Source organism: Streptomyces sp. H39-S7 (assembly GCF_027158205.1).
Lineage (GTDB): Bacteria > Actinomycetota > Actinomycetes > Streptomycetales > Streptomycetaceae > Actinacidiphila.
In genome coordinates, this window is record NZ_JAPVLU010000036.1 from 22,187 (window position 1) to 31,565 (window position 9,379).

Here is a 9,379-nt window from a genome sequence, read left to right on the forward strand (position 1 = left end):
TGTACCCCTGAGTGATTCGGTGTTCGAGCGTGTGCGGTGCGGGATCGCCGCTGGTGTGGCGTGCGTCACGCACGCCCGGGGCCGGCGGGCAGAACCGGCGCCATCTGGTTCCACCGGGCGACCTCGCAGCCGTTGGTCCGGCTGTACTTCTCCTTGACGGGTGCTCCGTGCCACACGCCTGTGACCTGCGCGGTCTGCGATCCGCCGTAGATCATCGAGCACATCTGCCCGCTCGGAACGGGCCCCACGGGGCCGCTCAGCCGCTCCAGCCGGTCGCAGGAGTCCGCCGCGTGCCTGGCCGGTCCGGTGGGCGAGTCCGAGAGGAGGGCGAGAGGGGCGGGGAGCACCGACGCCTCCTCGGGGGCGCCAGGGGCCGCGGGTCCGGCCGGCGGCTCCTGGTCGGGGCCGCAGTCGAGCTTGCTCGTGGTGATCCTCCCCGTGCCGTCGTCGACGGTGATGGTGAGCTGGTTGTTCACGGGGGGAACAGGGGAGTCGGAGGCGGGCGGCGGCGTGGGGACCGCGCCGGCGTCGCTCGCCAGCAGCAGCGGCAGCCCGGCGGCGAGCACGACACCGAGGACGGCGGCGAGCGGCAGCCGCGTCCGGGGACGGGGTCGGGCGGGGGAGGGAGTCGCGGGGCGGGAGCGGGGGCTGTCGAGCCGGACGGTGCTGTTGAGTCGCATGCCCCAGTCACTACCGTCGCGAACGCCTCTTTCTCCGCAACTCACCCGAACGTGGGCGAGCCGCCCCGGACGTCGCGCAAGCTCTTTGCCGTCCACGCCGACGGGCTTGTACTCTGGTCTGCGATTGGTGACAGCCTGCCGGGCTGTGCCATCATCTCCACACGCCCTCGCTCGCGCGGGTGTGGATGGAGGCTTCGCCTAGTCTGGTCTATGGCGCCGCACTGCTAATGCGGTTTGGGACTTCAATCCCATCCGGGGTTCAAATCCCCGAGCCTCCGCTCGTTTCCGGAGCCCCGGTCGTCTCAGGACGGCCGGGGCTCCGTCGTGTGCGGGGGCGGCTGCCGAACGCTCCTCCAGAGGCTGTTTCCGCAGCTCAGGCGGGGTCCGGGCAATGGATTTCACCTGAAGCCGCAGGTCATGTAATGTTGTTCTCGCAACGCCGACCGGTGAGAAACCGCCGGAAAGCACAAGCACTCGTAGCTCAACGGATAGAGCATCTGACTACGGATCAGAAGGTTGCAGGTTCGAATCCTGCCGAGTGCACTCAGGTCAGGGCCCCCGAGGAGATCGTCTGAGGGGGTCCTGGTTTGTTCTTCCGGAGCGATTCGGAATGGCTGCGTCGAGTGGGACTGGTAGTTGAGGGTCGCGCGGATGGCGTAGTGTTCGGTTCAACGGCGCGGGGTGGAGCAGCTCGGTAGCTCGCTGGGCTCATAACCCAGAGGTCGCAGGTTCAAATCCTGTCCCCGCTACTACGACCAGAGGCCCGACACGAAAGTGTCGGGCCTCTGGTGTTTCCCGGGTTCGCGTCCTGGTTTGCGTCTTGGTTCGTGCCGCGGTTCGTGCCGCGGCTCTGTCAGAGGCGGACGCTAGGGTCGGCCGGATGGTGGCGATGACTGCGCGGGGGCTGAAGGCGGCGTGTCTGGCGATGCCGGGCGCCGGGGAGGAGTTCCCGTTTCCGGGAAACCCTGATCTGTCGGTGTTCAAGGTGGCCGGGAAGGTCTTCGCGTTGAGCGTGCTGGAGGCCGAGCCGCTCAAGGTGAGTCTCAAGTGCGATCCGGAGATCGCCGAACAACTGCGGGCGGAGTACCCGGCGGTCATTCCCGGCTACCACCTCAACAAGCGGCACTGGAACACGGTGACGGTCGACGGGTCGCTGCCGGTCCGGATGGTGCGGGAGATGATCGAGGACTCCTACGACCTGGTGGTGGCGTCGCTGCCGCGCGCGGTCCGGCTCACGTACGACCGGCCCTGACGACCGGACCTGACGGCAGCCCCGTTCACCAGCCCGCCTCTACGTAGAGCGTCAGTTGGGGGATGCCGCCCGCGCCGCACAGGCGCAGCACGCGGGCGTGGGTGGCCGGGCAGTGGACGGCAAGCCTCGCGGGGGGCGGCAGGGCCGCGGCGAGGCGGATGAGGGTCGTGGCGCAGTGGGCGTCGATGAACGACAGCGCGGTGAGGTCGATGAGGCGCGGGGGCGGGCCGGTTCCGCCCAGGGACCGCCGCAGCTCGGTGTCGAACTGCTCCCGGGTGGCGAGGTCGGCGTTCCCCGCCAGGTGCAGGATGGTGCCGGTCCTGGTGATGTGCAGGGCTTCGAGGGACTGCAGGATCTCGGTGGGGTGGGACGCGCCGACCCGGCCCATCAGCTCGGGCGGGAAGAGCCGTCGGTCGTACTCGCAGATCGCGGTGAAGCCGATGTCGGCGAAGAGCGGGGTGAGCCCCGTCTCGTAGTCGATGAGCTCCTCGGGGTCGACGCCGGGCTCCAGCGCCCAGGCCATGTCGCCCACGGCGCGCAGCCCGCTGAACCCCATGACGTTCGCGTCCTCGGTGAAGTCCAGCCAGGTCGCGGCGCGGCTCTCGGCGTCGAACCCGCGCTCCGGGTCGTAGCCGGGCGTCTCGTTGCTGACCAGGAGCCGCTGGTCGCGCAGGGCCTCTGCCGCGGGAACGCCGTGGTCGGCGAGGCGGGCGGCCGCCGTCCCGGGGTCGGTGCCGGGGTCGACGAAGAGGATCACCCGCTCGCCGCGGAGCAGGCCGGCCTCGGTGAAGGCGGCCCGGACCGCCCAGCGGGCCCGATGGCTGTCGAAGCCCAGGCAGGCGTGGTCTCCGGAGGCCATACGGTCGACGGAGACGGTGTAAGGGACGGCGCCACTGTCCATGCGGGGAACGTACCTCCGTTTGTCGTGTGGTGGAGGTGCGGCGATTGAATTCGTACGAATACGACATGACGTGATCGCATGCACGCCGACAACTGGTCATGTTTGTAACATATATGACGAAACATCACATATCAGACAGGCAACGGCGGTTGATCAACTCAACAGTCTTGCGCGGCAGTTCGCCCAAGTCCCCAATCCTGTCAGCCCGTTGCACCTCGTATCGAAAGCTCCGAACCAATGCCGTTGCCGACCGCGGCCCTTCACCCCGAGGCAGCGGCAATTCCTCCCAGATCATGATCATTTGCAAAGTTCCATGATCAGCACCCGCGGGATGGAAGGACTCGGTCCGCCCGCGGCTGTGATCGTCGGTGCGTGCAGACGGCAACCCGTCGATCGCACGGTGTATTCCGGAGCCCGGCCGCACCCCGCCGAGCGCCCGCCCACCCATTCTCAGGAAATTCACAGGTAGGCGAAAGACTGCTCTCAGGGCCTCCTCGCAGGCTGGACCCATGCCTTCCTCCTCTGCGGCGGCCTCCGCCGACCTGGCCCGTCCCGACGGGTCCCCGGTGCGTGTCCTCGTCGTCGACGACGAGGCCGCCCTCTCCGACCTGCTGTCCATGGCCCTGCGCTACGAGGGCTGGGAAGTCCGTACCGCGGCCGACGGTGCCGGCGCGCTGCGCGCGGCCCGCGACACCCGGCCGGACGCCGTCGTGCTCGACGTGATGCTGCCCGACATGGACGGCCTGGAGGTGCTCGCCCGGCTGCGCCGCGACGCCCCCGACGTCCCGGTGCTCTTCCTCACCGCCAAGGACGCGGTCGAGGACCGGATCGCCGGACTGACGGCGGGCGGCGACGACTACGTTACGAAGCCGTTCAGCCTGGAGGAGGTCGTCGCCCGGCTGCGCGGGCTGATGCGCCGCTCGGGCGCCGCCGCGGCACGCAGCGAGTCCCTGCTGGTCGTCGGCGATCTCGTACTGAACGAGGACAGCCACGAGGTGCACCGCGCGGACGCCTCGATCCACCTCACCGCCACCGAGTTCGAGCTGCTGCGCTTCCTGATGCGCAACCCGCGCCGGGTGCTCAGCAAGGCGCAGATCCTCGACCGCGTCTGGTCCTACGATTTCGGCGGCCAGGCCAACGTGGTCGAGCTCTACATCTCCTACCTGCGGCGGAAGATCGACGCCGGACGCGCCCCGATGATCCACACCCGGCGGGGAGCGGGGTACCTGATCAAACCGGGCGAGGCGGCGTGAAGTCCGCCCGCGGGCGTCGCTGGTCGGTGAAGGGCCGCCCCTGGTCGCTCCGGCGCCGCCTCGTGGTGTCGTCCGTCGCTCTGGTCGCCGTCGTGTGCGCGGTCATCGGCACGGTCACGGCGCTCGCCCTGCACACCTATCTGTACGGGCAGCTCGACACCCAGCTCGCCGCCGTCGCACACCGCGCCGGCGGCCCGCCGCCCGGCTCGACGCCGCTGCCGCGCATGCGGTCCGGCAACGACCTGGGGTTCGTCATCGGCGGCGGCCAGCCGCTCGGAACGATCGGCGCGAAGATCACCGACGGACGGATCACCGAGACCGCGCTCAGCGCCCAGCGCGAGAGCACCGACGCCGGCCCGCAGGTGACGCCCGAGTCCCTCGACACCGCGCAGACCGCGGCAGTCGCGAGCCTGCCGCTCGACGGCGCCCCGCACAGCATCGACGTCCCCGGCCTGGGCAGTTACCGCATGCAGTCGGTCGCGACGCAGGACGGCACGTACCTCGTCGGCATCCGGGCCTCCGGCGCGCAGGACACCCTCAACACCCTCGTCTGGGTGGAGGTGTGCGTGACCGCCGCGGGACTCGCGGCGGCCGGGCTCGCCGGCACCGCCCTGATCCGGATCTCCCTCCAACCGCTGCGCCGGGTCGCCGCGACCGCCTCCCGGGTGTCGGAACTGACGCTGCACCGGGGTGAGGTGGCGCTCCACGAGCGCGTGCCGGAGGCGGACACCGATCCGCGCACCGAGGTGGGGCAGGTCGGCGCGTCCCTCAACCGGCTGCTCGGGCACGTCGGTTCCGCGCTGCACTCCCGGCAGGAGAGCGAGACGCGGGTCCGGCGCTTCGTCGCCGACGCCAGCCACGAACTGCGGACGCCACTCGCCTCGATCCGCGGATACGCGGAGCTGACCCGGCGCGGCCGCGAGGACGTCGGACCCGACACCCGGCACGCGCTGGGCCGTATCGAGTCCGAGGCCGGACGGATGACGTCGCTGGTCGAGGACCTGCTGATGCTCGCCCGGCTGGACTCGGGGCGACCGCTGAGCCTCGACGCGACGGATCTGTCACCCCTCGTCGTGGACGCGGTCAGCGACGCCCGGGCCGCCGGGCGGGACCACGTGTGGCGGCTGGACCTGCCCGACGAGCCGGCCACCGTGCACGGTGACGCGGAGCGGCTGCAGCAGGTCCTGGCGAACCTGCTGGGCAACGCCCGCACCCACACCCCGCCGGGAACGACCGTGACCGCGCGGGTCACCGGCGACCGGAGCGACGGAGTGCTGCTCCAGGTGGTGGACGACGGGCCGGGCATTCCACCCGACCTCGTGCCGTACATCTTCGAGCGGTTCGCGCGCGGTGACGCGTCGCGGGCCCGCAGCGCGGGCACGGGCTCCACCGGTCTGGGGCTGGCCATCGTGTACTCCGTGGTCGCCGCGCACGGCGGGCGGGTGTGGGTCGAGAGCGTCCCCGGCCGCACCGCGTTCACCGTGCAACTCCCGTCCCCGGTAAGGGCCGTGCCCTCGCAGGACGCCGCGTCGGACGGACTCCCGGACGGGCTCCCGGACTCACAGCGGAGCCTCAGGTTCACCACAAGGTCGTGACAGCGCGGCGGTGGAGCGTCGGGGTATGCGAACACACCTCGGCACCCTGCCGTCACGGCAGCACCTGCCGGTCGCACACAGCGACCCGGTGCTCGACGTCGTCATCCCCGTCTACAACGAGGAGAACGACCTGGAGCCCTGTGTCAGACGCTTGCACGCGCACCTGGCAGGCACCTTCCCCTACCCCTTCCGGATCACCATCGCGGACAACGCCAGCACCGACCTCACGGAGGCCGTCGCGAAGAGCCTCGCGACGGAGATCCCCGAGGTCGAGTCCTTCCGGCTCGACCAGAAGGGGCGCGGGCGGGCCCTGCGGGCCGTGTGGACGGAGTCCGAGGCGCCGGTGCTCGCCTACATGGACGTCGATCTCTCGACCGACCTGAACGCGCTGCTGCCGCTGGTCGCCCCGCTGATCTCCGGCCACTCCGACCTGGCGATCGGCTCCCGGCTGGCCCGCAGCTCACGCGTCGTGCGCGGCGCCAAGCGCGAGTTCATCTCGCGCACGTACAACCTGATCCTGCGCGGCTCGCTCGCCGCCCGCTTCTCCGACGCGCAGTGCGGCTTCAAGGCGATCCGCAAGGACGTCGCCGAGCGGCTGCTGCCGATGGTGGAGGACACCGGCTGGTTCTTCGACACCGAGATGCTGGTGCTCGCGGAACGCGCCGGACTGCGGATCCACGAGGTGCCGGTCGACTGGGTCGACGACCCCGACAGCACCGTGGACATCGTCCGCACGGCGGCCGACGACCTCAAGGGCGTCTGGCGCGTGGGCCGGGCGCTCGCCACCGGCGCGCTCGCGCTCGACCGGCTGCGGCGGCCCTTCGGCGACGACCCGCGCGACCGCGAACTGGGCGACGTGCCACCGGGCCTCGCCCGCCAACTGGTCGGCTTCTGCGTCGTCGGCGCGCTGAGCACCCTGGTCTACCTGGTGCTGTACTCGGCCTTCCGGCTCGGGCTCGGCTCGCAGCCCGCCAACGCGGCGGCGCTGCTGGTCTCCGCGATCGGCAACACCGCCGCCAACCGCCGCCTCACCTTCGGTGTCCGCGGCCGGGAACAGGCCGTCCGCCATCAGGCGCAGGGCCTGGTCGTCTTCGCCATCGGCCTCGCCCTGACCAGCGGATCGCTGGCCGCCCTGCAGGCGGCGAACACCCGGCCCTCGCACAGCACGGAACTCGCCGTCCTCATCGCCGCCAACCTCGCGGCGACGGTGCTGCGCTTCCTGCTCTTCCGCGCCTGGGTCTTCCCGTCCGGGGCGGCAACCGCCGCGGCGCCCGAGCCGGCCCGCGTGTACGAGTTCCCGGCCCCCGGCGACCACGAGGCAACCCTCGTCCACGGCTCCACCTACGGCTCCACCTACGGCTCCACCTACGGCTCCACCTACGACTTCGACTCCGACTCCGATCCGAGGAGCGCACGATGACCGCGCCGTACAGCACCCCGGCCGACCTCCCAGCCGCCGGGCCGCCCCCGCACCCCGCTGAGCTGCCCGGTCCCGTGGCCCGCACCCCGGTGCCCGAGCACGCTCCGCCGCCCGGGGCTCCGCCGACGGCCAGGCCGTCCGATCCGGCCGGCCCGCGGGGCTTCGCGGCGCGCGTCTGGAGGGGGCGTTCCGAGGACGCCCGCTGGGTACGTCCCGCCTTCCTGGCGCTGCTGGCCGTGACCGCCGCGCTGTACGTGTGGGACCTGAGCGCGTCCGGCTACGCCAACTCCTTCTACAGCGCCGCCGTCCAGGCAGGCAGCGAGAGCTGGAAGGCGATGTTCTTCGGCTCGTCGGACGCGGCGAACTCGATCACCGTCGACAAGCCACCGGCCTCGCTCTGGCCGATGGAGATCGCCGTCCGGATCTTCGGCCTCAACTCCTGGTCGATCCTGGTCCCCGAGGCGCTGATGGGCGTCGCGACGGTCGGGGTGCTCTACGCCGCCGTCCGCCGCCGCTTCGGGGCGGCGGCCGGGCTGATCGCGGGCACCGCACTGGCGGTCACCCCGGTCGCCGCGCTGATGTTCCGCTTCAACAACCCGGACGCGATGCTCGCGCTCCTCATGACGGTCGCCGTCTACTGCGTGCTGCGCGCGCTCGAAGGCGCCAGGACGAAGTGGCTGGTCTGGGCCGGCGTCGCCTTCGGCCTCGCCTTCCTGACCAAGACGCTGCAGGCCTTCCTCATCCTTCCGCCGCTCGCGGTCGTCTACGCGGTCGTCGCGCCGACGGCCCTGCGCCGACGCATCGGCCAACTGGCCCTGGCGGGGCTCGCGCTGCTGGTCTCCGGCGGCTGGTGGGTGGCGATCGTCGAGCTGTGGCCGGCCTCCTCCCGCCCGTACATCGGCGGCTCGCAGGACAACAGCTTCCTGTCGCTGACCTTCGGCTACAACGGCTTCGGCCGGATCACCGGCAACGAGACGGGCAGCGTCGGCGGCGGGGGCGGCGGTCAGGGCGGCGGTCAGTGGGGATCCACGGGCATCACGCGGCTCTTCGACGCCGACATGGGCGGTCAGGTCGCCTGGTTGCTGCCCGCCGCGTTCCTCCTGCTCGCCGCGGGCCTGTGGGTGACGCGCCGGGCGCCGCGCACCGACGCCCGACGGGCCGCGTTCCTCGTCTGGGGCGGCTCGCTCCTGATGACCTTCGGGGTCTTCAGCTTCATGTCGGGCATCTTCCACCAGTACTACAACATCGCTCTGGCCCCCTACATCGCCGCTCTCGTCGGGATGGGCGCCACCCTGCTCTGGGAGAGGCGCACGCACCTCGCCGCGGCGGCGGCGCTGGCCGCGACGGCCGCGGGCACCGGCTACTGGGCGTACGTCCTGCTGGGCCGGGCGTCGGACTGGCACCCGTGGCTGCGCTGGACGGTGCTGGTCGCCGGCCTGCTGGCCGCGGCCGGACTCCTGCTCGCCGTACGGCTAGGCCGGCGTGCCGCGGCCGCGGTGGCGGGATTCGGGATCGCGGCGGCCCTCGCGGCACCGTTCGCGTACACCCTCAACACCGTCGACACCGGGCACAGCGGCTCGATCGTGACGGCGGGCCCCGCCGTCCAGGGCGGCCGGGGCGGTGCCGGCGGGATGCGCGGTGGCGGCCCCGACGGCATGCCGGGGCGGGCGGGCCAGAACGGCCAGACCGTGCCCGGCGGCGGCCAGCAGCCACCGACCGTGCCGGGCGGCGGCCAGAACGGCCGGCCGGGGATGAACGGCGGGACCGGCCAGCAGGGGCAGCCCGGTCAGGGAGCCCAGGGCTTCCCCGGTGGCGGAACGGCCGGCGGCACCGGCGACGGTGGCACGGCCGGTGGCCGCGGTGGCGGCGGGATGGGCGGGCTGCTCGGCGGCGCCGAGGTCAGCTCCGCGATGAAGGCGCTCCTGGAGAAGAACGCCTCCGACTACACCTGGGTCGCGGCGGCCATCGGTTCGCAGAACTCCGCGAGTTACCAACTGGCCACGGGTGACCCGGTCATGGCCATCGGCGGCTTCAACGGCAGCGACCCGTCACCGACGCTCGCGCAGTTCCAGCAGTACGTGGCCGAGGGGAAGATCCACTACTTCATCTCCTCCTCCGGCGGCGGGGGCGGTGGCATGGGCGGCCAGGGCACCTCCTCGGCCATCACCACCTGGGTCACCTCCGCGTTCACCGCGAAGACGGTCGGCACCACCACCGTCTACGACCTGACGACCCCCGCGAAGAGCTGACGCGGGACGACCGGGAGGGCGGTGTCCCC

General features: G+C 71.7%; 7 protein-coding genes and 3 tRNA genes. 8 read left to right on the forward strand and 2 right to left on the reverse strand.

Translation table 11 applies throughout. The features are described from left to right. Nucleotides 1–65: 65 nt before the first annotated feature. Nucleotides 66–680: an SSI family serine proteinase inhibitor gene (locus O3X23_RS29530; RefSeq protein WP_269274843.1), complete on the reverse strand. Its 615-nt coding sequence runs from the start codon at nucleotides 678–680 to the stop codon at nucleotides 66–68. 187 nt (nucleotides 681–867) lie between these two features. Between O3X23_RS29530 and O3X23_RS29535 the strand changes: the two genes are divergently transcribed. The 4 genes from O3X23_RS29535 (at nucleotide 868) to O3X23_RS29550 (ending at nucleotide 1,932) form a co-directional block, all read left to right on the forward strand. Beyond that, nucleotides 868–958 (forward strand) — tRNA-Ser (locus O3X23_RS29535). A gap of 192 nt (nucleotides 959–1,150) precedes the next feature. Next, nucleotides 1,151–1,223, forward strand: a tRNA-Arg gene (locus O3X23_RS29540). Nucleotides 1,224–1,355: 132 nt separating this feature from the next. Further along, nucleotides 1,356–1,429 (forward strand) — tRNA-Met (locus tag O3X23_RS29545). Between the two features lie 131 nt (nucleotides 1,430–1,560). Further along, the gene (locus O3X23_RS29550; RefSeq protein WP_269274845.1) at nucleotides 1,561–1,932 is read left to right on the forward strand and encodes an MmcQ/YjbR family DNA-binding protein; all 372 of its coding nucleotides are present in this window, start codon (nucleotides 1,561–1,563) and stop codon (nucleotides 1,930–1,932) included. Nucleotides 1,933–1,957: 25 nt separating this feature from the next. Here the strand turns inward: O3X23_RS29550 and O3X23_RS29555 are convergent, their stop codons facing one another. Further along, on the reverse strand, nucleotides 1,958–2,833 hold the full coding sequence (locus tag O3X23_RS29555; protein WP_269274847.1) for an MEDS domain-containing protein: 876 nt from the start codon (nucleotides 2,831–2,833) through the stop codon (nucleotides 1,958–1,960). Nucleotides 2,834–3,342: 509 nt separating this feature from the next. Between O3X23_RS29555 and O3X23_RS29560 the strand changes: the two genes are divergently transcribed. The 4 genes from O3X23_RS29560 to O3X23_RS29575 are packed head-to-tail and all read left to right on the forward strand — an operon-like array spanning nucleotide 3,343 to nucleotide 9,350. Continuing rightward, nucleotides 3,343–4,086, forward strand: coding sequence for a response regulator transcription factor (locus O3X23_RS29560; protein WP_269274848.1), 744 nt, complete (start codon nucleotides 3,343–3,345; stop codon nucleotides 4,084–4,086). Then, a complete protein-coding gene (locus O3X23_RS29565; RefSeq protein ID WP_269274850.1) occupies nucleotides 4,083–5,681 on the forward strand; it encodes a sensor histidine kinase in 1,599 nt (532 codons plus the stop codon). The genes O3X23_RS29560 and O3X23_RS29565 overlap by 4 nt, the downstream gene beginning before the upstream one ends. A 25-nt stretch (nucleotides 5,682–5,706) precedes the next feature. Then, nucleotides 5,707–7,101, forward strand: coding sequence for a bifunctional glycosyltransferase family 2/GtrA family protein (locus tag O3X23_RS29570; protein ID WP_269274852.1), 1,395 nt, complete (start codon nucleotides 5,707–5,709; stop codon nucleotides 7,099–7,101). Further along, nucleotides 7,098–9,350 carry an ArnT family glycosyltransferase gene (locus O3X23_RS29575; protein ID WP_269274854.1) on the forward strand — a complete coding sequence of 751 codons (2,253 nt, stop codon included), beginning with the start codon at nucleotides 7,098–7,100 and terminating at the stop codon, nucleotides 9,348–9,350. Before O3X23_RS29570 ends, O3X23_RS29575 begins: the two co-directional genes overlap by 4 nt. Nucleotides 9,351–9,379 lie beyond the last annotated feature (29 nt).

Coding starts and splice junctions, on each gene's coding strand:
- O3X23_RS29530 (WP_269274843.1), bottom strand. CDS start 680: ATGCGACTCAACAGCACCGTCCGGCTCGACAGCCCCCGCTCCCGCCCC.
- O3X23_RS29550 (WP_269274845.1), top strand. CDS start 1,561: ATGGTGGCGATGACTGCGCGGGGGCTGAAGGCGGCGTGTCTGGCGATG.
- O3X23_RS29555 (WP_269274847.1), bottom strand. CDS start 2,833: ATGGACAGTGGCGCCGTCCCTTACACCGTCTCCGTCGACCGTATGGCC.
- O3X23_RS29560 (WP_269274848.1), top strand. CDS start 3,343: ATGCCTTCCTCCTCTGCGGCGGCCTCCGCCGACCTGGCCCGTCCCGAC.
- O3X23_RS29570 (WP_269274852.1), top strand. CDS start 5,707: ATGCGAACACACCTCGGCACCCTGCCGTCACGGCAGCACCTGCCGGTC.
- O3X23_RS29575 (WP_269274854.1), top strand. CDS start 7,098: ATGACCGCGCCGTACAGCACCCCGGCCGACCTCCCAGCCGCCGGGCCG.